The sequence below is a fragment of the Blastococcus sp. KM273128 genome, assembly GCF_021698975.1.
In the GTDB taxonomy this organism is placed as follows: Bacteria; Actinomycetota; Actinomycetes; order Mycobacteriales; family Geodermatophilaceae; genus Blastococcus.
Genome location: NZ_SSXA01000025.1, coordinates 43,163 through 67,739 on the forward strand (window position 1 = coordinate 43,163; position 24,577 = coordinate 67,739).

General features: G+C 77.2%; 21 protein-coding genes and 2 riboswitches. Of the genes, 10 read left to right on the forward strand and 11 right to left on the reverse strand.

Going from position 1 to position 24,577, the window contains the following annotated elements:
• Nucleotides 1-3 precede the first annotated feature (3 nt).
• Nucleotides 4-159, forward strand: a complete 156-nt coding sequence (locus tag E9529_RS09530) for a hypothetical protein (protein ID WP_236830918.1) — start codon at nucleotides 4-6, stop codon at nucleotides 157-159.
• 78 nt (nucleotides 160-237) lie between these two features.
• Here the strand turns inward: E9529_RS09530 and E9529_RS09535 are convergent, their stop codons facing one another.
• The 5 genes from E9529_RS09535 to E9529_RS09555 all read right to left on the reverse strand — a co-directional run bounded on the left by E9529_RS09535 (nucleotide 238) and on the right by E9529_RS09555 (nucleotide 7,184).
• Nucleotides 238-2,130: a serine/threonine-protein kinase gene (locus E9529_RS09535; protein ID WP_236830919.1), complete on the reverse strand. Its 1,893-nt coding sequence runs from the start codon at nucleotides 2,128-2,130 to the stop codon at nucleotides 238-240.
• Between the two features lie 228 nt (nucleotides 2,131-2,358).
• On the reverse strand, nucleotides 2,359-3,234 hold the full coding sequence (locus E9529_RS09540; RefSeq protein WP_236830920.1) for a hypothetical protein: 876 nt from the start codon (nucleotides 3,232-3,234) through the stop codon (nucleotides 2,359-2,361).
• A 255-nt stretch (nucleotides 3,235-3,489) separates the two neighbouring features.
• Nucleotides 3,490-3,639, reverse strand: a riboswitch (cyclic di-AMP (ydaO/yuaA leader).
• An 83-nt stretch (nucleotides 3,640-3,722) separates the two neighbouring features.
• The gene (locus tag E9529_RS09545) at nucleotides 3,723-5,330 is read right to left on the reverse strand and encodes a bifunctional 3'-5' exonuclease/DNA polymerase (RefSeq protein ID WP_236830921.1); all 1,608 of its coding nucleotides are present in this window, start codon (nucleotides 5,328-5,330) and stop codon (nucleotides 3,723-3,725) included.
• Nucleotides 5,331-5,342: 12 nt separating this feature from the next.
• Nucleotides 5,343-5,903 carry a DNA-directed RNA polymerase subunit alpha C-terminal domain-containing protein gene (locus E9529_RS09550; protein ID WP_236830922.1) on the reverse strand — a complete coding sequence of 187 codons (561 nt, stop codon included), beginning with the start codon at nucleotides 5,901-5,903 and terminating at the stop codon, nucleotides 5,343-5,345.
• A 51-nt stretch (nucleotides 5,904-5,954) separates the two neighbouring features.
• Entirely contained in the window at nucleotides 5,955-7,184 is a 1,230-nt protein-coding gene (locus E9529_RS09555) for a trans-acting enoyl reductase family protein (RefSeq protein ID WP_236830923.1), read from the reverse strand.
• Between the two features lie 156 nt (nucleotides 7,185-7,340).
• Between E9529_RS09555 and E9529_RS09560 the strand changes: the two genes are divergently transcribed.
• Both E9529_RS09560 and E9529_RS22685 read left to right on the forward strand, forming a co-directional pair.
• Complete coding sequence (locus tag E9529_RS09560) at nucleotides 7,341-8,975, forward strand: glycoside hydrolase family 13 protein (RefSeq protein ID WP_236830924.1); 1,635 nt, start codon at nucleotides 7,341-7,343, stop codon at nucleotides 8,973-8,975.
• 79 nt (nucleotides 8,976-9,054) lie between these two features.
• Complete coding sequence (locus tag E9529_RS22685) at nucleotides 9,055-10,644, forward strand: GGDEF domain-containing protein (protein ID WP_236830925.1); 1,590 nt, start codon at nucleotides 9,055-9,057, stop codon at nucleotides 10,642-10,644.
• Between the two features lie 18 nt (nucleotides 10,645-10,662).
• On the opposite strand, the gene E9529_RS09570 is transcribed toward E9529_RS22685, so the two are convergent.
• From E9529_RS09570 to E9529_RS09585, 4 genes are all read right to left on the reverse strand, one after another.
• Nucleotides 10,663-11,499, reverse strand: coding sequence for a CoA ester lyase (locus tag E9529_RS09570; protein ID WP_236830926.1), 837 nt, complete (start codon nucleotides 11,497-11,499; stop codon nucleotides 10,663-10,665).
• A gap of 44 nt (nucleotides 11,500-11,543) precedes the next feature.
• Nucleotides 11,544-12,572 carry an LLM class flavin-dependent oxidoreductase gene (locus E9529_RS09575; RefSeq protein WP_236830927.1) on the reverse strand — a complete coding sequence of 343 codons (1,029 nt, stop codon included), beginning with the start codon at nucleotides 12,570-12,572 and terminating at the stop codon, nucleotides 11,544-11,546.
• Nucleotides 12,512-13,255, reverse strand: coding sequence for an AAA family ATPase (locus E9529_RS09580; protein ID WP_236830928.1), 744 nt, complete (start codon nucleotides 13,253-13,255; stop codon nucleotides 12,512-12,514). Before E9529_RS09580 ends, E9529_RS09575 begins: the two co-directional genes overlap by 61 nt.
• Before the next feature lie 95 nt (nucleotides 13,256-13,350).
• Entirely contained in the window at nucleotides 13,351-14,223 is an 873-nt protein-coding gene (locus tag E9529_RS09585; RefSeq protein WP_236830929.1) for an alpha/beta fold hydrolase, read from the reverse strand.
• A gap of 97 nt (nucleotides 14,224-14,320) precedes the next feature.
• On the opposite strand from E9529_RS09585, the gene E9529_RS09590 reads away from it, so the two are divergent.
• Complete coding sequence (locus tag E9529_RS09590) at nucleotides 14,321-14,785, forward strand: hypothetical protein (protein ID WP_236830930.1); 465 nt, start codon at nucleotides 14,321-14,323, stop codon at nucleotides 14,783-14,785.
• 394 nt (nucleotides 14,786-15,179) lie between these two features.
• Here the strand turns inward: E9529_RS09590 and E9529_RS09595 are convergent, their stop codons facing one another.
• Complete coding sequence (locus E9529_RS09595) at nucleotides 15,180-15,644, reverse strand: SRPBCC family protein (protein ID WP_236830931.1); 465 nt, start codon at nucleotides 15,642-15,644, stop codon at nucleotides 15,180-15,182.
• A gap of 60 nt (nucleotides 15,645-15,704) precedes the next feature.
• On the opposite strand from E9529_RS09595, the gene E9529_RS09600 reads away from it, so the two are divergent.
• Together E9529_RS09600 and E9529_RS09605 are read left to right on the forward strand one after the other, a co-directional pair.
• The gene (locus tag E9529_RS09600; RefSeq protein ID WP_236830932.1) at nucleotides 15,705-16,112 is read left to right on the forward strand and encodes a DUF1622 domain-containing protein; all 408 of its coding nucleotides are present in this window, start codon (nucleotides 15,705-15,707) and stop codon (nucleotides 16,110-16,112) included.
• On the forward strand, nucleotides 16,109-16,462 hold the full coding sequence (locus E9529_RS09605) for a DUF1622 domain-containing protein (RefSeq protein ID WP_236830933.1): 354 nt from the start codon (nucleotides 16,109-16,111) through the stop codon (nucleotides 16,460-16,462). The genes E9529_RS09600 and E9529_RS09605 overlap by 4 nt, the downstream gene beginning before the upstream one ends.
• A 13-nt stretch (nucleotides 16,463-16,475) precedes the next feature.
• Here E9529_RS09605 and cobN read toward each other — a convergent pair whose 3' ends face one another.
• Nucleotides 16,476-20,093, reverse strand: a complete 3,618-nt coding sequence (gene cobN / locus E9529_RS09610; protein ID WP_236830934.1) for a cobaltochelatase subunit CobN — start codon at nucleotides 20,091-20,093, stop codon at nucleotides 16,476-16,478.
• Nucleotides 20,094-20,143: 50 nt separating this feature from the next.
• Nucleotides 20,144-20,210, reverse strand: a riboswitch (cobalamin riboswitch).
• 322 nt (nucleotides 20,211-20,532) lie between these two features.
• Here cobN and E9529_RS09615 point away from each other — a divergent pair.
• The 4 genes from E9529_RS09615 to E9529_RS09630 all read left to right on the forward strand — a co-directional run bounded on the left by E9529_RS09615 (nucleotide 20,533) and on the right by E9529_RS09630 (nucleotide 24,568).
• Nucleotides 20,533-21,165: a DUF4383 domain-containing protein gene (locus tag E9529_RS09615; protein WP_236830935.1), complete on the forward strand. Its 633-nt coding sequence runs from the start codon at nucleotides 20,533-20,535 to the stop codon at nucleotides 21,163-21,165.
• 26 nt (nucleotides 21,166-21,191) lie between these two features.
• On the forward strand, nucleotides 21,192-21,764 hold the full coding sequence (locus E9529_RS09620; protein WP_236830936.1) for a hypothetical protein: 573 nt from the start codon (nucleotides 21,192-21,194) through the stop codon (nucleotides 21,762-21,764).
• Nucleotides 21,765-22,020: 256 nt separating this feature from the next.
• Entirely contained in the window at nucleotides 22,021-23,355 is a 1,335-nt protein-coding gene (locus tag E9529_RS22690; RefSeq protein ID WP_236830937.1) for a reverse transcriptase family protein, read from the forward strand.
• Nucleotides 23,356-23,389: 34 nt separating this feature from the next.
• Nucleotides 23,390-24,568, forward strand: a complete 1,179-nt coding sequence (locus tag E9529_RS09630; RefSeq protein WP_236830938.1) for a nitrite/sulfite reductase — start codon at nucleotides 23,390-23,392, stop codon at nucleotides 24,566-24,568.
• Nucleotides 24,569-24,577 lie beyond the last annotated feature (9 nt).

Genomic DNA, 24,577 nt, shown 5'->3' on the forward strand with positions numbered 1-24,577 from the left:
TCCGTGCCGCGCGAGATGGACCCCCAGGACCCCGACACCCTCTACGCCGAGGGCCCGGTGACCCCCGAGCCGCCGGACGACGACGTCCCCGACACCTCGCCGCTGCCCGACTCCGGCGGCACCGGGCCCGGCCCCGACGACCTCGACCGGCTGCTCTGAGCAGATAGTAGGGCTGCGCGCGCGACGACCCCGAGCGTCACGACCCTCCGTGCCAGGCGCTCCGGCGCGGAGCGTGGCTCAGAGCCGGGCGGCGGGTGACACCTCGTCGGCCGGCTCACGCTCGCTGACCGCCGCCTCCTCCCCGTCGGCCTCGTCCCCGTCGGACTCCTCGACCTCGACCTCGTCGTCCTCGCCCGACGGCGGCGTGGTCGGCGTGCTCGTCTCCTCCGCCGGCGGCGTGGTCGGCTCCCCGGTGCCGGACGGCGTCGTCGGCGTGGTGGGGGTGCCCGTGTCCTCGGCCGGCGGCGTGGTCGGCTCCCCGGTGCCGGACGGCGTCGTCGGCGTGGTGGGGGTGCCCGTGTCCTCCGCCGGCGGCGTGGTCGGCTCACCGGTGCCCGGCGGCGTGGTGGGCGTGCCCGTGTCCTCCGCCGGCGGGGCGCTGGGCTCGCTGGTGGCGTCCTCCGGCGGTGCCGCGGGCTCCTCGGTGGCCGGGTCCGCGGCGTCGTCGGCCGGCGCGCCCCCCACCGTGCCCACCTGCTCCGGCTCGTCGGCCGGTGCCACCGGGGCCGGCGCGACCGGCCGGGTGCGGGCCACCGGGGTCGCGCCGCCGCCGGTCACCGGCAGCGGCTCCGGTTCCGCCCCGGTCTCCGGGGCGCCCGGCCGCACCGCGACGGCGAGGCGGACGACGTCGCCGGGCCGCAGGAGGCTGCCCGCCGGGTCGACGCCGGTGACGGTGCCCGGGGTGCTGCCGTCCGTGGGGTCCTGGACCTGCCGCACCGCCAGCCCGAGGGCTCCGAGCTCCGCGGCGACCTCCGCCACGGGCCGGCCGAGGAGGTCCCCGGGCTCCAGCACCACGCCCTCCCCCGCCGACGGGTCGGCGGCGGCGCTCGCGGTGTCACCGGAGTCGGGACCCGCGTCGGGGACCAGCACGATGGCCCCGGCACCCAGCAGCAGGAAGGCCACGAGGGGCAGCAGCACCACCAGGGTCGGCCGCCGGGTCGTGGCCGCCGCCGCAGGGCGGGTCACGGGGGCGGCACGGCGCTTCGCGGCGGCGCGGCGGCGCTGCTGTGCCCGGCGCTCCCGCCGCACCGGCGCGGCCACGACCGACCGGGTCGGCGGCTCGCCGGAGGGCCGCCGGATGGTCTCCTCGATCGCGGAGAGGAAGGCGGCCCCGTCACGGGGCCGCTCGCCAGGGTCCTTCACCAGCGCGGCGTCGATCAGGGCGCGCACGTCCGGCGGCAGCTCGGCCGGGAGCGGCTCGGGGGTCTCCTGCACCTGCTTGAGCGCGACGGTGACCGGGTTGTCGCCGTCGAACGCCGCGTGCCCGGCGAGCGACTCGTAGCCGACGAGAGCCAGCGCGTAGACGTCGCTGGCCGGGCTGACGTGCTCGCCCCGGGCCTGCTCGGGCGACATGTACTGCGCGGTGCCGACGACCTGGCCGGTGCGCGTGATCGGGGCGCTGCCGGCCGACCACGAGATGCCGAAGTCGGTGAGCTTCACCGTGCCGTCCTCGCGGAGGAGGATGTTGGCCGGCTTGACGTCGCGGTGCACCACCCCGGCGCGGTGGGCCTCGGCCAGCCCGGCGGCCGCCTGCCGCAGCAGCGACAGCGTCGCCCGCGTGTCCAGTGAGCCCTCCTGGGCCAGCCGCGTCGAGAGCGACGACCCCTCGACGAGCTCCATCACCAGGTAGGCAAGGCGCTCGCCGGTGTCCTCGGCGGTGGTCTCGCCGTAGTCCAGGACGGCGGCGATGTTCGGGTGGCTCAGCCCGGCGGCGTGCCGGGCCTCGGAGCGGAAGCGGGCGACGAACACCGGGTCGTCGGCGAACTCGCTCCGCAGCACCTTCACCGCCACCGTCCGGTGGAGCTGCAGGTCACGGGCGCGCCACACCTCGCCCATGCCGCCGACGGCGATGAGCTCGGAGAGCTGGTACCGGCCGTCCAGGCATCGTCTGCTGGTCTCGGCCGTGGTCACTCCCGATCCCCTCGTGTGCATGCCGCGGGGGTCCACCCCGCGCGTCGTCCCGTGCCGTGCGCCTTGAGGGGTGCCCGTTCGGGCGGGGGCTGAACCCCCTCGAGCCCGATCGGCTGGGATCGACGGTTCCCCGGGTGGCCGCAGCGGCGCTCCCACGGCACCGCGACAGGCACACCGACCGGGGTCACGGCCGTGTCGGCCGCCTGGAGGGGGGCCCGGCGCCCGGGCTCAGTTGTAGTTGACGTGCACGTGGTCGAAGTGGTTCGCCGTCGCGCTGCCGCGGTTCTCCATGGCCTTCCACGACCCACCCGGCGAGGACAGCATCCGCTGCTGCCAGATGAGGTAGTCCACGCCCAGCTCGTCCCAGTGCGCGCGGTGGTACTCGACGATGGCGTCCCCGAGGGAGGCGTTCGACATCACCATGTAGTCCAGCGCCAGGCCCGAGGGGTGCCCACCCGGGTCGGCGGCGCTGGCCCGGGTACCACCGAGGGTGATCCCCGCGGCGCCGGGCACGTTGCTGACCACGGCGTCGGCCGCGGCCTGGGTCTGCGGCCGGACGCTGCCGGCGGTGTTGCTGATCCGCGCGACCGCGGTGGCCACCACCGAGGTGGCCGCGCTCGTCGCCGCCTGCGCCTGCTGCGTGGGGCTCGCGGGCGCCGCAGCCGCGGCCTGCTGCTCGGCGGCCGCCGCGGCGGCGGCCGCCTCGGCCGCCTTCTTCTCCGCCTCGGCACGGGCCTGGGCCTCCGCCTCGGCCTTCTGCCGGTCGAGCTCGGCCTGGTCGGCGGCGGCCTGGGCCTGCTGCGCCGCGGCCTGGTCGGCCTCGCGGGAGCTGCGGCTGGCGGCGAGGTCCTCCAGCGGCTGGAGGTCCTCGGTCACGTCGACGGGGCCGGCCTGGGCCGAGAGGCCCAGCGCCTGCGCCACGCTGATCGACTCCGAGGTGCCGGCCTCGGCCTGGGCGGCCGGCTCGACGCCGACCAGGCTGTTGACCAGGACGGCGCCGGCGACGGCGACGCCGAGGTAGAGCGCCGGCCGGCGGACGGCCGCGGGCGGGCGGCGGAAGGCGAGGGGGCCGCGGCGGCCGGTGGTGGTGGTGCGGGGATCCATGGTGTTCGGGTGCTCCGAGGTGTGCGGCGCGACCGGCCGGTCAGGGCGGGTCGCGGAGGATGCGGGCAGCGGGCGTGGGCGCGGGTCGCGGGGCCGCCGGGCACCGGTGGGGAGGCCGGTGCGGGCCGTCGGCGGGCGACCGGCGGGACGCCGGGCAGCGCGTGCGTTCAGCTCCGCGGACGCGCCCGGAGGCGGCGGTGCCGGCGGGCGCAGGGGCGTGCGGCGGTGCAGGGGCGCGCCATGCGGCGGCTCTCCGTTTCTTCCGTCTGCCGCCTACCGGGTTAGCTGACGGATTCGGGCGGGAAGCGGCCCTACCCACGACGGGACGTGCCCGGCGCAGGATTCACCCCAGTGCTGCGGTGGGTCCCCGGCTCACCCCGGAGGGCGACTCGGCGGCGCCCGGCAGCCCGCGGGCGCTGATTCCCACGACGTGATGTGTGTCGCGTCGGCCCGTCGGGCGGCCGGTGCGGTACCCGCGCGCGGGAGGGTCAGCCGGCCTCCGCCCAGGACCGGACGACGGCGACGTCGAGCGGGAAGTCCACCGGGAAGGTCCCGAACAGCAGCCGCCCGGCGGTGGACGCCGCGGCGCGGACGGCCTCGGCCACCTCGCCGGCCAGGTGCTCGGGCGTGTGCACGACCACCTCGTCGTGGAGGAAGAAGGCCAGCTGCGGCCGGGCGCCGTCGTCGCCCAGCCGCCACAGCCGGTTGCGCAGGTCGGCCAGCCAGCACAGCGCCCACTCGGCCCCGGTGCCCTGGACGACGAAGTTGCGGGTGAAGCGGCCCCAGGCGCGGCGGGCCCGGTCGCCCTCCTCGTGCGGCCAGGCCCCTGGGCGCGGCGACCCCCGCCCCAGCAGCGTGTGCACCACCTCGCCGCGCTCGCCGGCGCGGGCGGCCTCCTCGACCAGGCCGATGGCCCGGGGGTAGCGCCGGGCCAGCCGGGGCATCATCCGCCCGCTCTCGCCGCGGGTGCCGCCGTACATCGCGCCGAGGATGCCGAGCTTGGCGTCGGCCCGCGTGGCCACGGTGCCCGCGGCGACCATGCCCTCGTACAGGTCGGCCGCGCGGGCGGCCTCCGCCATGGCGCCGTCGCCGCTCATGCCGGCCAGCACCCGCGGCTCGAGCTGGGCGACGTCGGCGACGACGAACCGCCACCCGTCGTCGGCGACCGCGGCGGGTCGGACGACGGTCGGCACCGACAGCGCGCCACCACCGGACGAGGCCCACCGCCCGGTCACCACCCCGCCGGGCACGAAGACGGCGCGGAACCGCCCGTCGCGTACCCACGCGTCCAGCCAGGCCCACCCGTTGGCCGCCAGCAGCCGGGAGAGCTTCCGGTACTCCAGCAGCGCCGGGATGCCGGGGTGGACGAGCTGCTCCAGCGTCCAGGACCGGGTGTCGGCGACCGGCAGCCCGGCGTGCTGCAGCACCCGCAGCAGCTCGCCGGGCGAGTCCGGGTTGAGGGCGGGGGCGCCGAATGCCGCGCGCACCTCCCCCAGCAGCCGCTCCAGCACGGCGGGGCGTCCACCGGCCACCGGGCGCGGGCCCAGCAGTCCGGTGAGCAGGCGCTCGTGCACGTCGGCCCGCCAGGGCAGACCGGTGTGGGTGAGCTCGGCGGCGACCAGCGCGCCGGAGGACTCCGCGGCCAGCAGCAGGGCGAGCCGGTCCCGCTGCGGCGAGGCGGCCAGCACCGCCTGCTGGCGCCGGTGCTCGGCCAGCGGGTCGAGCAGGTCGGCGGGGTCGGCCAGGGGGAACAGCGCCGACTCCGGCGGCGGGCCCGGCGGTAGCGCGTCCCAGCCGGGGGTGTCCTCGCCGGCGAGCAGGGTCTGGTCGGCGAACGGCGAGCGCCGCAGGATCGCGTGGCCCAGCCGCAGGTCGGTGCAGCGCTCGACGCGCACCCCGGCCGCCAGCAGCCCCGGGTACCAGCGGGTCGCGTCGTCCCAGACCCACCGGACCGGCGCGGTCGCGCGCTCCCGCTCGGCCACGTGCCCGGCGAGCGCCGCGGGTGCGAGCCGCTCGCGGCGACCCGCCGCCCCGTCGGCGTCGAGCACCACGGCCTCGACCGCGTCGCCGTCCCGACGGAGCAGGATGCGCTCCACCCGCGCCCCGGCCTACGGGGCGGTGGGGCCACCCCGGCCGAGCAGCCGGTGCAGGCAGCGCGCCGGGAGGCCCAGGACAGCCCGGGTGACGTGCACCCCGAGACGCAGCAGGTCGGCGTAGTCCGGCGGGCGGACGGCGGCCGGCGGCGCACCGGCACCGGGCGGTGGGTCCCCGGCCGCGGAGGGACCGGCGGAGGGACCGGCGGCGGACGCCGCGGGCACGGGGTCCGCGGGCCCCGCCGGCACCAGGAGGTCGACCGCCGAACGGCGCCGCGGGGCCCGCAGCGAGTCGAACGACGGGATCGCCGGCGCCACCGGGCCCTCCTCGTCCGCGTCCCCCTCGCCGGCCGGACCGGCGCCCGGCAGCCGCGCGGGCGGCTCCGGGACGACGGCGCGGATCGCGGCGACCATCCCGGCGCCCAGCCCGGGGACGGCGCCGAGCTCCCGGCGGGTGAGGGCGGCGAGCGCGTCGACCTCGGTGATCCCGGCGCGGGTCAGCGCGGTGACCGCCCGGGCGGGCAGCCCGAGCTCCCGGATCGATCCGGCGGGCTGTCCCGGTGCGCTGGTCGGCATGTCGGTCAACCCTAGCGATGCCCTGCTCCCCCCGCTCCGGCGGCGGCAGGGTCAGACCGCGACCACCTCGTAGGTGTGCCCGGCGGCGCGCAGCCGCTCGACCAGCACCTCGCCCAGCGCCGTCGCCGGGGTCAGCGAGCCGGCCCGGTCGGGCAGCCGGTCCTCGTCGAGCGCGAGCGCGAGGGCGGCCTCGCCGAGCATGACGGCGGTGGCCTTGTAGCCCGGGTCGCCGCTGCCCGCGGCGGTCGCCCGGTAGCGGCGCCCGTCCTCGGTGGTGGCGTCGACCACCATGCGGAAGAAGCCCTTCTCGCGGGCGGCCTCGCCCGGACCGGTGCCCGGCGCCGGCAGCACCCGGTCCAGCAGCGCGCGGGTCGGCCCGAGGCTCATCGCCGACACCACGGCGACCAGCCCCGCGCCGATCCCGGCCGCGGTCGCCGCCCCCAGCGGGCCGCGGCCGGCGCTCATGACCTCGCCGTAGCGCAGCCCGCGCCCGTAGGCCCAGTCCTGGAGGGCGTTGCTGCGCCGCACGATCCGGGTGTTGAACGGGGCCATGACGAACGGCGCGCTCCACCGGCCGTCCGGCAGCTGTGCGGGCATACCCGCGTCCCGCGGCTGGGGCGTGTCCGGCTCCGCGGCGCGGTCGGGGCTCAGCGCGAACGGGTCGCCCACCACGCGGCGCCGCGACGGGTCGGCGGCCAGCGCCTCCACCTGCGCCCGCATCGAGTCGATCGTCCCGCCGCTGAAGCCGCCACGGAGGCTGGCGACCAGCTGCACGTCGGTCAGCCCGCCGGCGCCGTCGGCCGCGGCCTGCCGGCCGAGCAGGAGCACGCTGAGGTCGGAGGGGACCGAGTCGAAGCCGCACGCGTGCACGATCCGCGCGCCGGTCTCCTTCGCCACGGCGTCGCACCGCTCGATGGCGTCCCGGACGAACAGCACCTCACCGGTGAGGTCGGCGTAGTGGGTGCCGGCCCGGGCGCAGGCCTCCACCACCGGCAGGCCGTACCGGGCATAGGGGCCGACCGTGGTCACCAGCACGCGGGTGGCGCGGGCGAGGGCGTCCAGCGACGCCTCGTCGGTCGAGTCGGCCTCGACCAGGGCCCAGTCCCGGCCACCGGAGGGCAGGGCGCGCCGGACCTCCTCGAGCCGGTCGCGGGACCGGCCGGCCAGCGCGATGCGGGTCCCGGACGGGGCGTGCTCGGCGAGGTAGCGCGCGAGCAGCCGGCCGACGAAGCCGGTGGCCCCGTAGACGACGAGGTCGTGGGTCCGTGCGTCTTCTGCCATGCGGCCATCCTGTCGTGCCGGGAGGGGCGCTGTCCCGCCGGCCACCTGCCGCACCGGGCACCCGGGCACGTCACGGCGGGGTAACGACCCGGCACACCGGCCACTCCGCCCCCCTGCGTCCTCGAGGAAGCGCGGAGCCGTGCCGATGGAGGTCGCATGGCAGTGCGCCTCGCATCGGTGCGGACCGCGACCCGTCGGCAGGTCGCGGAACGGTCGTCGACGTCCCCGTGGTGGCGGTCGGCGGTGGTGTACCAGGTCTACCTGCGCTCGTTCGCGGACGGGAACGGCGACGGCGTCGGCGACCTCGCCGGTCTGCGCTCCCGGCTGCCGTACCTGTCGTGGCTGGGCGTGGACGCGGTGTGGATCAACCCGCACTACCCCTCCGGGGGCGCCGACGGCGGCTACGACATCGTCGACTACCGCGCCGTCGACCCCGAGTACGGCGACGTGGCCGACCTCGAGGCGCTGGTCGCCGAGGCCCGCGCGCTCGGCCTGCGGGTCGTGCTGGACGTCGTCCCGAACCACACGTCCGACCGGCACCCCTGGTTCCAGGCCGCGCTGGCCGACCCGGACTCCCCCGAGGCCGCCCGCTACCACTTCGCGCCGCCGTCGGAGGAGCCGCCGAACAACTGGCAGTCGCTCTTCGGCGGGCCGGCCTGGTCGCGGACCCCCGACGGCCGCTGGTACCTGCACCTGTTCGCCCCCGAGCAGCCCGACCTCAACTGGCGCGACCCGGCCGTCGCCGCCGACTTCGAGCGGACGCTGCGCTTCTGGCTGGACCGCGGCGTCAGCGGCTTCCGCGTCGACGTGGCCTACGGCCTGTTCAAGGACGCCGGCCTGCGGGACAACCCGGGCGCCTACTCCCCCACCCTGTTCGGCCACGGCCCCGAGCAGGCGATGACCTGGAACCAGCCCGAGGTGCACGACGTCTGGCGGCGCTGGCGCTCGATCTGCGACGAGTACCCGGACACCATGCTCGTCGGCGAGGTCTGCCTCGCCGACCCGCGCGAGGTGGCCCTGTACTCCCGCCCGGACGAGATGCACCAGTCGTTCAGCTTCCGGCTGCTGAAGTCGGCCTGGTCGACCGAGGCCTTCGCCGACGGCGTGCGCAGCGCGCTGGACGCCTTCGGCGAGGTCGGCGCCCCGGTCTCCTGGGTGCTGGGCAACCACGACAAGGACCGGCAGGTCACCCGCTTCGGCGGCGGGGCCGTCGGCACCGCCCGCGCCCGCGCCGCGGCGCTGCTGATGCTGGCGCTGCCGGGCTCGGCCTACGTCTACGCCGGCGACGAGCTGGGCCTGCCGCAGGCCGACGTCCCCGACGAGGCCAAGCGCGACCCGATCTTCTTCCGCAGCGGGGGCGCCCGCAGCGGGCGCGACGGCTGCCGCGTGCCGATGCCGTGGAACCCCTCGCCCGGCGTCGGCTTCTCCACCCGCGCCGACGCCGAGCCCTGGCTGCCGGTGCCGGCGGAGTGGGACCGGTACGCGGTGTCCCGCCAGGCCCGCGACGGCGGCTCGATGCTGACCCTCTACCGCCGCGCGCTGTCGCTGCGGGAGGCGCACCCGGCGCTGGGGTCGGGTGAGGCGACGGTCAGCACGCGGGGCGACGTCCTCACCGTCCGGTGCACCGCCGACGACGGGAGCGTGGTCCGCTGCGTGGTCAACATGGGCACGGGGACGACGCTGGTGCGCACCCGCGGCACCGTGCTGCTGGCGTCCAACACGCACGTGCGCCGCTCGCCGGCCACCGTGGCGCTGCCGCCGCACACCGCCATCTGGCTCGCGGAGGGCTGACGTCCCCCTTCCGGGTCACGTCCGGTTCGAGGAGCTGGCAGTCGTCCCGGCGACCGGCCGATGGGATCAGGTGACCAGCGTGGCGGAACGTCCCGGTGCGGAGCACGGCTCCGGCCCACCCGCACCGGCTGCCGCAGGCGCGGGGGCGGTGGCGCTGGGGGCGGAGATCGCCGAGTTGGAGGACCGCTCCCGGTTCGACGAGGGCGGGCTCGAGCAGCGGGCCGAGCGGGCGCTGGCCGCGGCCCGCGCGGCCGGGCTGCCCGAGCTGGAACGGCGCGCCCGCCTGGTCCAGGCCGACCTGGTGCGGCGCCGCGGCGGCGTCGCCGAGGCCGGCCGGCTGGCCGAGGAGATCCACCGCTGGGCGGCCGACCACGGGTCCCGCTGCCTGCTCGCGCGGAGCCACTTCGTCCTGGCCGCGGTGTTCCAGGAGCTGGGTGACCTGTCCCTGGCGCTGGAGCACGCCGTCCGCTCCGTGGAGCTGCTCCCCGACGACGCGCCGGCGCCGACGCGGATCGACCACCACGCCCGGCTGGCCGACTGCCTCGGCCTCAACGGCGACCTCGCCGCGCAGGACCGCTACGACCACGTGCTGCGGCTCGCCGAGGAGATCGGCGACGTCGACCGGCAGCTGCTGGTGCTCAACAACCGCAGCTACTGCGAGATCCTCACCGGCCGCTCCTCCGAGGCGCTGCGCTGGTGCGCGGAGCTGCAGGACCTGGCCGCGCGGCACGGCGTGCCCCTCCGGGTCGGCCGGCTGGACACGGTCGGTCGGGCCCTCATGGAGCTGGACCGGCTGGAGGAGGCCGAGGCCGCCATGCTGCCCGGCCTGCACCCCGAGGTGCTCGACGCCTCGCTGGACGGCGACGCCGGCGCCGACTTCCTGCTGACCCTCACCGAGATCCGCCGCCGCCGCGGGCACCTCGCCGAGGCCCGCGAGACCCTCGACGAGTGCGTGCGCCGCTGCGAGCGGCACGGGCTGACGTCGATCCGGGTGCGCGCCCGCCGGGAGCAGGCGGAGCTGCACGCCGCTGCCGGGGACTTCCGGGCGGCGTACGAGGAGCACCGGCTGTACTGCGACGAGCTCATGGAGCTCCAGTCGGCCGAGCGCGACGCCCGCGCCCGGGCGCTGCAGGCGATGTACGAGACGACCGAGGCGCGCCGGCAGAGCCGGCGGTACCGGGAGCTCTCGCTGCGCGACCCGCTCACCGGCCTCTACAACCGCCGCTACGTCGACGAGGAGCTGCCGCGGCAGCTGGCCGAGCACCCGGGTGGGCTGACCGTGGCCCTGCTGGATCTCGACCACTTCAAGCGGATCAACGACACCTGCTCGCACGAGGTCGGCGACCGGGTGCTGCGGACCGTGGCGGAGCTGCTCCAGGAGCACGTCCGGACGGGCCCGGACGGCGCGTTCGCCGCCCGGCTCGGCGGCGAGGAGTTCCTCGTCGTGCTCCCCGGCACCGAGCCCGGCACCGCGGTGCGGGACCTGGAGGCGGTCCGGCGGGCGATCAGGTCCCACCCCTGGGACGAGCTGACCCGCGGCCTGCCGGTGACGGCGAGCATCGGCACGGCCCACGGCGGCAGCACGCCGGCGGACGCGCTCGGCCGCGCCGACGCCGCCCTGTACGCGGCCAAGCGGCAGGGCCGCGACCAGGTCGTCGTCGGCGGCTGAGACCGGCCGCCGCCGCGGTCAGACCGGCTCGACGCCGAAGACCCGGGCCAGCCGCTCGATCTTGCGCGCCCGGCCGAGCCGCGGCAGGTCGCTGCCGTCGCGGATGACCTGCCCGCGGGCGTCGAAGTCCGCCAGGAAGTCCCGCGCCCAGGCGACGTCGGACGGCGTGGGGCTGATGACCTCGTTGATCACCGGGAGCTGGTCCATGTCCAGGCAGAGCTTGCCGGTCAGGCCGAGGGAGACGGTGACCGCGGTCTGCTCGCGCAGCACCGGGTGGCTGCTGCTCACCGTCGGGCCGTCGATGGGGCCGGGGAGCCCGCCGATCCGGCTGGCCACGACCAGCCGCGAGCGGGGGTAGGCCATCGCCATCTCGTCGGCGCTGGTGCCGGTGTCCCGGCGGTAGTCGCCGCTGCCGAAGGCGAGCCGGAACGCGCCGCGGGCGCGGGCGATGTTGACCGCCTCCTCGATGCCCAGCGCCGACTCCACCAGCGCGAGCACCGGGGTCGCCCCGCCGAGGCGGTCGAAGGTCTCCGTCACGTGCTCGGCGGCCTCGGCCTTGGCGAGCATCACGCCCAGCAGCCCCGGCACGCGCGCCAGGCCGGCGACGTCGTCGGCCCAGTACGGGGTGGAGTGGTCGTTGATGCGCACCCAGGCGCCGTTGCCCTCGCGGGACAGCCACTCGGCGACCCCGTCGCGCGCCTCCCCCTTGTGCGCCGGGTCGACGGCGTCCTCGATGTCGAGCACCACCTGGTCGGCGCGCGAGTCACGCGCGACGTCGAACAGGTCCGTGCGCGCACCGTTCACCAGCAGCCACGAGCGGGCGTCCTCGGGTCCGACCTTCTTCTTCGCTGCCACGCGCCCATCCTCGTACGGATCCTCCCGGCGCACCCTTCGAGGGGTCAGTCCCCCGCCACCCGCGGCGCCACCTCGGTGCCGAGCAGCTCGATGCCCCGCATGAGGTCCTCGTGGGCGAGCCGCGGGTTGGTCATCTGCAGCGCGACCCGGTCCACCCCGCCGAGCTGCTCGGAGACCCGCCGCAGCTTGGCCGCCACCGTGACCGGGTCGCCCATGAAGAAGGCGCCGTCCGGCCCGCTGGTGGCGTCGAACTGCGCGCGGGTCGGGGTGGCGAACCCGCGCTCGCGGGAGATCTTCGCGAACATCTCGTGCCAGCCGGGGTAGATGGTGTCCGCGGCGGCCTGGGTGCTCTCCGCGACGAACCCGAACACGTGCAGCCCCACCTTGAGCGCCTCGGGCGGGTGCCCGGCGTGGGCCCCCGCCCGGCGGTACAGGTCGACCAGCGGGGCGAACTGGCGGGGCTCGCCGCCGATGATCGCGACCATGAGCGGCAGGCCCAGCAGGCCGGCCCGGGCGAACGACTCCGGTGTCCCCCCGACGCCGACCCAGATCGGCAGCGGGTCCTGCAGCGGGCGGGGGTGGACGCCCTGGCCGGTCAGCGGCGGGCGGTGCTTGCCCGACCAGGTGACGTGCTCGGACTCCCGGATGCGCAGCAGGAGGTCGAGCTTCTCCGCGAACAGCTCGTCGTAGTCGGCCAGGCTCAGGCCGAACAGCAGGAAGGCCTCGGTGAACGAGCCGCGGCCCACGACGAGGTCGATCCGCCCGCGGGAGATCAGGTCGAGGGTGGCGAACTGCTGGAAGACCCGCACCGGGTCGGCGGCGCTGAGCACGGTGACGGCGCTGCCCAGCCGGATGCGGGAGGTGCGCGCCGCCGCGGCCCCGAGGATGACCGGGGGCGCGGAGTCGTAGTACTCGCTGCGGTGGTGCTCGCCGATGCCGAAGGAGTGCAGGCCGACGCGGTCGGCGAGCTCGATCTCCTCGAGCAGGTGGCCCATCCGCTCCTCCGGGCCGATCAGCCGTTCGGTGCGCGGGTCGGTGACCGCCGCGACGAAGCTGTCGACGCCGACGTGCATGGAGGTCCTCCGGGAGCTCGGGAACGGACGGGACCGGGCGGCCCCGGCGGCCAGTCAACACCGCGGCGCGGAGCGGCGCTCCCGGTCGGCCGGCGCTGCTGCCCCAGCGCGGCCGGCCGGGTCAGCTCGCCGGCCGCCTGCCGGTCGAGCACGAGCACCGCGTGCCCGGGACCGGTCGGGGCGGTGCGCGCCCCGGCGAGGCACCGGCGCCAGCGGGCCGCGTGGCGCCGCGTCCGGCCGTCCGGGATCGTCCGGCCGCGCGCCCGCTGCCCGTCGCGGGCCACCTGAGGCGGCACGTCGAGGAGCACCAGGCGCAGCGCCCGGCCCGAGCGGCCCGCGGTCAGGAGCACCAGGCCCCGCCAGCCCCGGCTGGTCCACGGGTCGGTCAGCACGACGAGCGGGGCGTCACCGGCCACCGACCGCAGCACCCGCCAGCGGTGCCAGGCGTGCACCCCCGGGCGCAGCAGGCGGTACGGCACCCCGGGGGCCGCGCGCCGCACCCGGGCGGCGACGTCCTCGGAGTCGAGGGCCGTGACCGTCGGGCCCTCCCCGGCGAGCAGGCGGCGGAGCAGCGTCGTCTTCCCGCTGCCCGGCAGACCGCCGACGACGACGAGGACGCGGCCGGGCGGCACCGGCGCCGCGCCGCGGCGACCGGTTGCCGTCGGGGCGGTGCCGCCGGCCACGGCGCCTCCTCGCTGCTCGGGCGCACGAGCCTGCCCGGAGGAGGTGCGGTTTCCCGGGGAGCCGCCTGGGAAGGGCCTGTGAACCTGCGCGGCGGTCAGCCGGCCGGGACCACCCGGTCGAGCCAGGCGAGCAGGTCCCGCACGACCTCGTCGCGGTTGGTCTCGTTGAAGACCTCGTGCCGGGCGCCGGGGTAGGCCCGCAGCGTCACGTCCTGCACGCCGGCCTCCCGCAGCCGGTCGACCAGCACCTCGACCAGCGCCAGCTGCCCATTCAGCGGGTCGGCGTCGCCGACCGCGACGTACACCGGCAGGTCGGCGCGCACGGCGCGGAGCTGCGCGGCGTCGGCCAGCCGTCGCCCGGCCAGGAACATCTGCCGGCTGTCGGCGGCGGTCAGGCCGAAGCCGCAGCGCGGGTCGGCGACGTAGGCGTCCACCTGCGCCTCGTCGCGGGAGAGCCAGTCGTAGTCGGTGCGGGCCGGCTGGAACGGCGCGTTGAACGCCGAGAGGTCGGTCGGCCCGTCCAGGTCCACGGCGGGCTCGAGCAGGTCCAGCACCGTGGTGCCGGTGAGCACCAGGGCGGCGAGGTCACCGGAGCGGTCGAGCACGTGCTGCTGCGCGGCGAAGGAGCCCATGCTGTGCCCGAGGAGCACCAGCGGGGCGTCGGGGAGCTCGGCCCGCACGGAGTCGGTCACCCGGCCGATGTCGCGCACCAGCTCGTCCCAGCCCCCCGGGCCCAGGTCGCCCCACGCGCCGTCGCGGGCGGTCGCGCCGTGGCCGCGGTGGTCCTGCCCCACGACCACCCAGCCCGCACCGGTGAGCGCGGCCGCCAGCGCCTCGTAGCGCAGCAGGTGCTCCCCCATGCCGTGCGTGAGCTGCACGATGCCGCGCACCGGGCCGGCGGGGTCCCAGCGGTGGACGGTGAGGGGGACGTCGTGGGCGGAGGTGATGGTGGAGGTCCGGTCCGGCATGCCGGGAGCCTACGGCCGGGCGGGCCCCGGCCGCACCCACGGCGGACGGGCAGCCCGCACCCAGGCCGTGCACAGCCCGGCGGCCGACCGTGGCGGCATGGACGACGACGCGACCGGACAGCTCTTCGACGCCACCGCGGCCCGCACCGTGGTCCTGGCCCGCCGGCCGCCGGGCGCCTGCGCCGTCGAGTGCGTGGTCTCCGACGTCGTCTGGGGCGAGGTCGTCCGGCTGCTCCGCTGGGCGACGGCGGGCACCCGGGGCGACCGCACCCTGCAGGTCGGTGCCTGGTGGCGGCTGGCCGGGGGGTGCGCGGACCTGCTCCGGCGGCTGCCGCGCCTCTGCGACGAGATCGCCGAACCGTGGGGCCTCGACGGCGGGGCCCCGGTCCCGCCGGAGCTGGACGCCGGCGACCGCATCGCCCTCGCGGCCGACCGGGTCGTGGCGCTGCTGCAGTCACCGCGACCGGTCCCGCTGCGCACGCTCGCCGCCGAGGTCGACGCCCTCGGCTCGGCCGCCCTGTCCGCACTGGCCGCCCGGCCCCTGCACCGGGGCCCGTGGTGAACGGCCGCCGGGCCGTGCTCCAGCCGCTCCTGGGTGCGACCCTCGTCGGGGTGGCCGCCCTGACCCTCACCCCCGAGGGGGCCGGCTGGTCGTGGGGGTCGCCGGCCGAGGAGCTGCGCTGGTACGCCACGGGGCTGGACTCCCCCGCGACGGTGCGCCAGCTGCTCGGCAACCTGGGGCTGCTCGTCGTCCCGGCCGCGCTGGCGGTCCTGCGCTGGCCGGCGCTGGGGCGGCCGGCGCGGCTGGTCACCCTGGCCGCGGCCGCGGGTGCCGGCATCGAGCTGCTGCAGTGGGCGCTGCCGCTGGGGCGCGTGGTCTCCCCGCTGGACGCCGTCCTGAACGCCGCCGGCGCCGTCGTGGCCGGGCTGCTGGTGGCCGGGCTGCTGGCGGCGGTTCAGCCGGACTCGGCGATCCGCTTGATCGCCGCGAGGGTCACCGGGATGCCCTCGTGCGCCTGCCGGGTGCGCTCGGCGATCCGCTCGCCGGCCGACTCCCCGAACCGCTCGGCGAAGAACGCCTGGCCGGCGGGGAGGAACTCCCAGTGCTCGGTCAGCTCGGTGCCGCCGCCGGCGGGGACCATCGTGTAGCCCCAGCGGACGTAGCCGGCGCCCACCTCCCACGCGAACTCGCGGCCGCGGTCGGCCGCCACGACGCGGGACCGGCTCTCCCACGTCCGCTCGGGCGTGACGTTGCGCCCGGTGAAGCCGTCGCCGACCTGCCCCGAGGCGCCCTCGTCCCACCAGCACTCCTGGCAGATCGGGCTCCACTCGCCGGTGCGCGTGACGTCGGAGACGAGGTCGTACACGGCCTCCGGGGCGGCGGCGACGGTGACCGAGGCGGAGTGGCGCAGTTCGCTCATCGGCGCAGTCTCCCAATCGTCATGCGTGCCCGGCGACGCGGCCCGGGTATGCGGCGCCGCGTGGAGGAGCTGCTGCAGGAGGTCGTGAACGTCCTGGTCGTCATCGTGGAGGCCTGCGGCGCGGCGGTCATCATCGTCGGCGCGGTCTGGGCGTTCCTGCTCTTCCTCTGGGTCGGCCTCCGCGACCGGAGCACGCGGAACTTCGTCCCCGTCCGGCTGACGCTGGGCCGCTTCCTGGCCCTGGGCCTGGAGTTCCAGCTGGCCGCCGACGTCCTGAAGACGGCGGTGGCCCCGAGCTGGGAGGAGATCGGCCAGCTCGCCGCGATCGCCGCCATCCGGACGGCGCTGAACTACTTCCTCGGCAAGGAGATCGCCGAGGAGAAGCGGCAGATCGAGGAGGACCGGGAGGGGCCCTCCGACGCCGCCACCGACCCGACCCACCACAGGCGCACCGGGGGGAGCGGGTGAGCTCGACGCTGGTCGCGGTCACCGGCGCGATGTCCCAGGTGGTGGTCGCGACCGCGGTGGTCTCCGGCGCGATCGCCCTGGCCGTCACCCGCCGTCCGGCGCCGGCGCTCGGCATCACCCTCGACCTGCTGGTGGCCGCTGGGCTCCTCCGGCTGGTGGGTGACCCCGACTGGCGGACCATCGCCGTCACCGGCACCGTCGTCGCCCTGCGGCACCTGGTCAGCTACGGCCTGCGGCTCGGGGCGCGGTCCCTGGAGGGCGCGGCCTCGGACGGCGGGGACCGCGACTCCCGCTCGCGGCCGCCGCGCGACCTGGCCGGCCGCCTGCTCAAGCCGGCCTGGCTGCCCTGAGCAGGCGGGGCCCCTAGGCCCGCACCTGCCCCGCCGCGGGCGTCTCCCCGCCCTCGAGGTCGCCCTCGGTGTCGAGGTAGGCCTGCTGCAGCTCGGCGAGCACCTGCGGGTCGGGCTCCGCCCACATCTTCCGGTCGACCGCCTCCAGGAGCCGCTCGGCGATGCCGTGCAGCGCCCACGGGTTCGACTGCTCCATGAACGCCCGGTTCTCCGGGTCGAGCACGTAGGTCTGCGCGAGCTTCTCGTACATCCAGTCGGCGACGACGCCGGTCGTGGCGTCGTAGCCGAACAGGTAGTCGACGGTCGCGGCCAGCTCGAAGGCCCCCTTGTAGCCGTGCCGGCGCATCGCGGCCAGCCACTTGGGGTTGACCACCCGCGCCCGGAACACCCGGGCGGTCTCCTCGGTGAGCGAGCGGGTGCGCACCTGCTCGGGCCGGGTCGAGTCGCCGATGTAGGCCGCCGGCGCCCGCCCGGTGAGCGCGCGGACCGTGGCCACCATCCCGCCGTGGTACTGGAAGTAGTCGTCGGAATCGGCGATGTCGTGCTCGCGGGTGTCGACGTTCTTGGCCGCGACCGCGATCCGCCGGTAGGCGGCCTCCATGTCGGGGCGGGCCTGCACGCCGTCCAGGTCGCGGCCGTAGGCGTAGCCGCCCCACACGGCGTACACCTCGGCGAGGTCGGCGTCGCCGCGCCAGTCGCGCGAGTCGATCAGCGGCAGCAGGCCGGCTCCGTAGGCGCCGGGCTTGGACCCGAAGACCCGGGTGGTCGCACGGCGCCGGTCCCCGTGCCCGGCGACGTCGGCGTCGACGTGCGCCCGCACGTAGTTGTCCGACGGCTCCTCGTCCAGCCCGGCGACCAGGGTGACGGCGTCGTCGAGCATGGTGACCACGTGCGGGAAGGCGTCCCGGAAGAAGCCGGAGATGCGCACCGTGACGTCGACCCGGGGGCGGCCGAGCTCCGCCAGCGGCACCGGCTCCAGCGCGGTGACCCGCCGGGAGGCGTCGTCCCACACCGGGCGGACGCCGAGCAGCGCGAGCACCTCGGCGACGTCGTCCCCCGAGGTGCGCATCGCGGAGGTCCCCCACACCGAGAGCCCGACCGAGCGCGGCCACTCGCCCGTGTCGGCGCGGTAGCGCTCCAGCAGCGAGTCGGCCATGGCCTGGCCGGTCTCCCAGGCCAGCCGCGAGGGCACCGCGCGCGGGTCGACCGAGTAGAAGTTGCGCCCGGTCGGCAGCACGTTGACCAGCCCGCGCAACGGCGAGCCCGAGGGACCGGCGGGCACGTAGCCGCCGTCGAGGGCGTGCAGCGTGGCGTCGAGCTCGTCCGTGGTGCGCGCCAGCCGGGGCACCACCTCGTCGACGGCGAAGCGCAGCACCGCGGCGACGGCGTCGTCGTCCCGGTCGAGCACCTCGCGCACCACCTCGGGGACGGCGGACGCCGTCCAGCCGCGGGCCTCCATCCCGCCGACGAGGGCGGCCGCGAGCTCCTCCACCCGGTCGGTCTCGCGCAGCCCCGCGGTGCCGTCCTCGGCCAGCCCCAGCGCCTCGCGGAGGCCGGGCAGCGCGACCGAGCCGCCCCAGATCTGCCGGGCGCGCAGCATCGCGACGACGAGGTCGACGCGGTCCTCGCCGGCCGGGGGCGAGCCGAGGACGTGCAGCCCGTCGCGGATCTGGGAGTCCTTGATCTCGCAGAGCCACCCGTCGACGTGCAGGATCATCTCGTCGAAGTGCTCGTCGGCCGGGCGCTCGTTCAGCCCGAGGTCGGCGTCGAGCTTGGCCGCTTGCAGCAGCGTCCAGATCTGCGCGCGGACGGCGGGCAGCTTCGCCGGGTCCATCGCCGCGACGTTGGCGTGCTCGTCGAGCAGCTGCTCCAGCCGGGCGATGTCGCCGTAGGAGTCCGCCCGCGCCATCGGCGGCACCATGTGGTCGATGAGCGTGGCGTGCGCGCGGCGCTTGGCCTGCGAACCCTCCCCCGGGTCGTTGACCAGGAACGGGTAGACCAGCGGCAGGTCGCCGATCGCGGCGTCCGGCCCGCAGGAGGCCGACAGCCCGACCGTCTTGCCCGGCAGCCACTCCATGTTGCCGTGCTTGCCGACGTGCACCAGCGCGTGCGCGCCGAAGCTCTCCCGCAGCCACCGGTAGGCGGCCAGGTAGTGGTGCGAGGGCGGCAGGTCGGGGTCGTGGTAGATCGCGATCGGGTTCTCGCCGAAGCCGCGCGGCGGCTGGACCATGACGACGACGTTGCCGGCGCGGAGGGCGGCGAAGACGATGTCGTCGCCGTCGACGAACAGCGAGCCCGGCGCCTCCCCCCAGTGCTCGGTCATCGCCTCGCGGAGGTCCGCGGGGAGGGTGTCGAAGAAGGCGCGGTACTCGGCGGCGGGGATGCGCACCGGGTTGCCCGACAGCTGCTCCTCGGTCAGCCAGTTCTCGTCCTGCCCGCCGGCGGCGATCAGCGCGTGCACCAGCGCGTCTCCGTCGAGGTCCGCGACGCCGGGCAGCGCGTCCGGCCCGTCGAACGGGCCGATGTCGTAGCCGGCGCCGTGCATCGCGGCCAGCAGCCGGACCACCGACGCCGGGGTGTCCAGCCCGACCGCGTTGCCGATGCGCGCGTGCTTGGTCGGGTAGGCCGACAGCATCACGACGACCCGCCGCTCGGCGGGCGGGGTGTGCCGCAGCCGGGCATGCGCGACGGCGGTGCCGGCCACCCGGGCGGCCCGCTCGGGGTCGGGCACGTAGTGCGTCAGCCCGTCCTCGTCGGTCTCCTTGAAGGAGAACGGCACGCTGATGATCCGGCCGTCGAACTCGGGGATCGCGACCTGGTTGCCGACGTCGAGCGGGGAGAGCCCGTCGTCGTCGGCCAGCCACTCCTCCCGCGAGCGGGTCAGGCACAGCCCTTGGACGACGGGCACGTCGAGCTCGGCGAGCGCGCCGACGTCCCAGGCGCCGTCGTCGCCGCCGGCCTGCGCGGTGGCCGGGCGCGAGCCACCGGCGGCGAGCACGGTGACCACGAGCGCGTCGGCGGTGCGCAGGGTGGCGAGCAGGTCGTCGGGCACGTTCCGCAGCGAGCTGACGAAGACCGGCAGCGCACGGCCGCCGGCGTCCTCGATCGCGGTGCAGAGGGACTCGACGAACGCGGTGTTCCCGGCGAGGTGGTGCGCCCGGTAGTAGAGGACGGCGACCCGCGGGCCGGTGGCGGTCCGGGCCCTGCGGTCCAGCAGCCCCCAGTCGGGCGCGATCGACGGCGGCTCGAAGCCCTCGCCGGTGAGCAGCACCGTGTCGGAGAGGAAGCGGTGCAGCTGGACGAGGTTGTCCGGGCCGCCCTGCGCCAGGTAGCCGTGCGCCTCGGTGGCCACCCCCATCGGGACGGTGGAGAGCTCCATGAGCTCGGCGTCGGGCAGCTGCTCGCCACCCAGGACGACGACCGGCGCCGGCCCGGCCAGCAGCGGGGCCAGCACCTCCTCGTACTGCCGGCGCACCCCGAGGATGCGGACGACCACCAGCTCGCTGCCATCCGTGAGGGCGGCCATGCCGTCGGCGTCGAGGCGGGCGGGGTTGCCGAGCCGCCAGCCGGCGCCGCTGGCCCGGGCGGAGAGCAGGTCGGTGTCGCTGGTCGAGAGCAGCGTGAACGTCACGTGGGGCCTCCCTCGGGGTCCGCGCCCCGGGTCGTCGGGCACGGCAGCCGGAGTGTCTGGCTCTGCCCCGAGGGGCTCACAGTGGCGGGACCGCACCGGGATCGCACCGGTTTCCTCGCTGCACTGCCGTGGTGTGGGCCGAACGCTACCGGTCACCGTGCGGAGCGCGAGGCGGTGCCCACGGTGCGCATCCGTACCGCGCTCCGCCGGCGAAGGACGGGTATCGACCGGTCCGTCCGAGGGAGTCGTCATGGCACTGCGTCCGCACCTCCGCCGCACCCGATCCGCGCCGGCGGCCCCACCGGCACCCGCCGCACCGGCCGGGGCACCGCCACCCAGCCGGCGGCCGGCTGCTTCGGCACCCCGGCCGGCCTCCGCGGCACCCCGGCCGGCCGACGTCGCCCGCCGGGAGCCCGAGCCGCCGCGCACCGGGAGCCGGGTGCCGGCCGTGCACCGGATCGGCGCGGTGGTGGTCGCGGCGGTGATCGCGGTCTTCGGCATCCTCGGCTTCGCCGACGGCCTGGACTTCTTCTCCACCGAGGGCGAGCGGATCCTCGGCCTCTCCTCCAACGGCCTGCTGTCCACCATCTCCGTCGTCACCGCGGCGGTCCTGGTCGCGGCCGCCGTGCGCGGGCCGCGGATCGCCTCGACGGTGATGATCGTCGTCGGGGTGCTCTTCCTGGTGTCGGCGCTGGCCAACCTCGCCGTGCTGAACACCGACCTGAACGTCCTGGCGTTCCGCTTCCCCAACGTGGTGTTCTCCGTCGTCGCCGGGCTGGTGCTGCTCATCCTCGGCGCCTACGGCCGGGTGAGCGGCAACCTGCCGCCCGACAGCCCCTACGCCCACCCCGATGACGACGACGACCGCGCCGTCGCCGACGACGAGTACCCGTCCACGCCGGAGGAGTTCCGCGCCGAGCAGGCCATGCGCGAGGCCGAGGTCGCCGTCGTGCAGCACACCGCTACCCCCGACCAGCAGCGCCGGGTGGCGGCGATGGCGGCGGCGCACAGCCGGGCCGAGCGCCGCCGGGTGTGGCTCTCCTTCGACGAGGGGTCCGGCGGCGCGGCCTGATCCCGCGCCCGGCCTAGCCTGCGGCGGTGGCCTACGACGTTCTCGCGGAGAGCATCGCGCTCATCGAGCACGGCGTCCCCGACGCCCCCGCCCGGCTGAGCCGCCGGCGGCGGTTCGCCCCCCTCGCCGTCGACGTCGACGGCGACGTGGCCTGCACGTACTTCGCCCGGCGCAGCGTCGGCGCCGTGGTGGCGGAGGCCTGGGTGCTGGTGCGGCGCGGGCAGGAGTGGGTGCTGCTCGGCGGCGGCGGGGGCGGCCTCGAGGACGACGACCTGGCCGACCGCCCCGCCGCGGCGCCCCTCGGCGACCGGGTGGTGCCGACCGGGGGCGGGGCGGTGCTGCGCAACCCGGGACGCCTGATGCCCTGGGGCGCCCGCTACGCCACGTACGCCACGCTGCGCGCGAGCCGGGAGGTGGACCGGCTGCGGGTCGGCGCCCGCCTGCTCCCGGTGCCCCGGCACGGTCACCTGGTGGTGGTGTGGGCCGGGCGGCAGGCACCCACCACGGAGGCGCTGGCCGCCGACGGCCGCGGGTTGGGCACCGTGCCGCTGGACCTCCGGTCGTCGTGGCCCCCCGAGGTCTACCGCGACCCCGGCTGAGCGCCCGACCGGGCGGCGCCCGCCGTCCGCACTGGTCAGGGCCGGATCGGCCCCCTAGCATGGCCCCGGTGCGGCGGGGAGGGCAGGACGACCGGCGAGGAGCCGGTCCCTCCGGGGTTACCCCGGGGTCTCGCAGCAGAGCTAGGCGACGCGTCACCCGCCGGACGGCGCGCTCCGCGCACGTCCCGGCGCCTCCGTCACGGAGCGGCTGCCCTCCCCGCCGCGCCCCGCGGCGTGCCGTGCCGGCGGGCGGGCGGTGACGGCCGGCCGCCGGGCCGAGGTCACCGCGAACGGCGTCGCGACGGCGCTGCTGGCGGGTGCCTGGCGGCGCCGGGAGATGGTCCGCCGGGTCGCGGTCGCGCTGGGGTACGCCCGGGCGCCCCGCTGGGTGGGCACGCTCGTCGGTGAGGTGCTGGAGGCCTACCGGCACCCGCCGGCCGACCGGCCCCGGGAGCTCGCCCTCTTCGTGCGCACCACCGGCGGCTGGGCACGCGGGACGGCGTCCGGACCACCACCCCGGGTGGTGCGCTGGGCGCCGGTGCCGACCGCCGTCGTCCGGCCACGGCTGCCCGGGCCGCAGCTGGCCGACCTCGACGACCTGGCCCGGCTGCTCGACCTGGACCAGGGCGAGCTGGCCTGGTTCGCCGACGCCCGCGGCCTGGAGCGCACGGCGCCGGAGACGCTGCGCCACTACCGCTGGCAGGCGGTCGACCGCCCGGCCGGCGTGCGGCTGCTCGCCGCGCCCAAGCCGCGGCTGAAGGAGATCCAGCGGCGGCTGCTGCGGCACGTGCTCGACCCGGTCCCGGTGCACGGCGCCGCGCACGGCTGCGTCCCCGGCCGGTCGGTGCGGACGGCGGCCGCCCCGCACGCCGGCGCCGCCGTCGTGCTGCGGATGGACCTGGAGCACTTCTTCGGCAGCGTGCCGGCGCCGCGGGTGCACGGGCTGCTGCTGGGACTGGCCGGGCTCCCCGAGCCGGTCGCGCACGCGGTCACCGGCCTGGTGACGACGGTGCTGCCCGCGGCGGTGTGGCGGCGGGTGCCGCTGCCGGGCGACGTGGCGGCGCGCGAGCGGCACCGGCGGCTCGGCGCCCGGCTCGCGGTGCCGCACCTGCCGCAGGGCGCGCCCACCTCCCCCGCGCTGGCCAACCTGGTGTGCTTCCGGCTGGACCGCCGGCTGGCCGCGCTCGCCGCCCGGTTCGGCGCGACCTACACCCGCTACGTCGACGACCTGACCTTCGGCGGCGCGCCGCGGGTGGGCCGGGGCCGGCTGGCCGAACTCGTCGGCGAGGTCGCGCGCGAGGAGGGGTTCCGGGTGAACGCCGCGAAGACCCGGGCGATCAGCTCGGCCCGCCGGCAGGACGTGCTCGGCGTCGTGGTCAACGAGCACCCGGCGCTGCCCCGGCGCGAGCGGGACGCGCTGCGGGCCCTGCTGCACAACTGCGCCACCCGCGGCTGGGCCAGCCAGCTCCGCGGCCGCGACCCGGCGACGTTCCGGGAGCACGTGCTGGGCCGGGTGGCGTGGGCGGCATCGGTCGACCCGGCGTCCGGCGCGCGGCTGCGGGAGCTGGCCGACCGCATCGACTGGAGCTGACCGCCACGGCCGGGGACGTAACCTCGCGGACGCCATGTCTTCAGCCCGGCCGTCCACCCCACCCGTCCGCGACCGCGCCGACGCCTGCCCGGGGGCGCTGCAGACGCACTCCGCCGCCGACGGCGAGCTGGCGCGGGTGCGGGTCCCCGGCGGGCTCCTGCGCGCCGACCAGCTGCGCACCCTCGGCGCGGCCGCCGTCGAGCTCGGGGACGGCGCGCTCGAGCTGACCAGCCGCGGCAACGTGCAGCTGCGCGGGCTCCGGCCGGGGGCGGCGGGCGAGCTGGGCGAGCGGCTCGCGGCGGCCGGGCTGCTGCCCAGCGACACCCACGAGACGGCGCGCAACCTGCTGTCCAGCGTGCTCAGCGGGCGGGCCGGTGGCCTGCTCGACGCCCGCCCCTGGGTGCGCGCCTTCGACGCCGGGCTGTGCGCGGACCCGTCCCTCGCGGCGCTGCCGGGCCGGTTCCTGGCCACCTTCGACGACGGCCGGGGCGACGTCGCCGCGCTGGGTGGCGACGTCGGCCTGCTGGCCCTCTCCCGCGACATGGTCTCGCTCACCCTGGCCGGGGCCGACTCCGGGCTGCGCGCCACCCCCGAGGACGCCGTCGCCCTGGCGCTGGCCGCCACCCGCGCCTTCCTCACCGAGCGCGCCGAGCAGGGCGGGCGGGCGTGGCGCCTGGCGGAGCTGACCGACGGACCCGCGCGGGTGACGGTGCGGGTGGGCGGCGCACCGGGCGCGGCGCGGGTCGACGTGCCCGCCGAGCCGCGGGTGCGGGCGATCGGTGCGGTCCCGCAGGACGACGGCCGGACGGCGCTGGCCGCGGTCGCACCCCTGGGCCGGCTCACCGCCGCCCAGCTCCCGGTGCTGGCCGACCTCGCGGCGGAGGTCCAGCTGACGCCGTGGCGCGGGGTGGTCGTCCCCGACCTGGCCGACGGGTCGGCGGCCGCCGCGCTGCTGGTCGAGGTCGGGCTCGTGCTCGACCCAGGCAGCCCGTGGACCCGCGTGACCGCGTGCGCCGGGCTTCCGAGGTGCGCCAAGTCCCTCGCGGACGTCCGCGCCGACGTGACCGCGGCCGTGGTGGTCGGTGCCCTCCCGGCTGATGGGGCGAGGCAGCACTGGGCCGGGTGCGAGCGGCGCTGCGGCCGACCCGGCGGGGCGGTCGTGGACGTGGTCGCCACCGCTTCCGGCTACCGGGTCGACGCGCCCACCGCCTGACCCGACGCT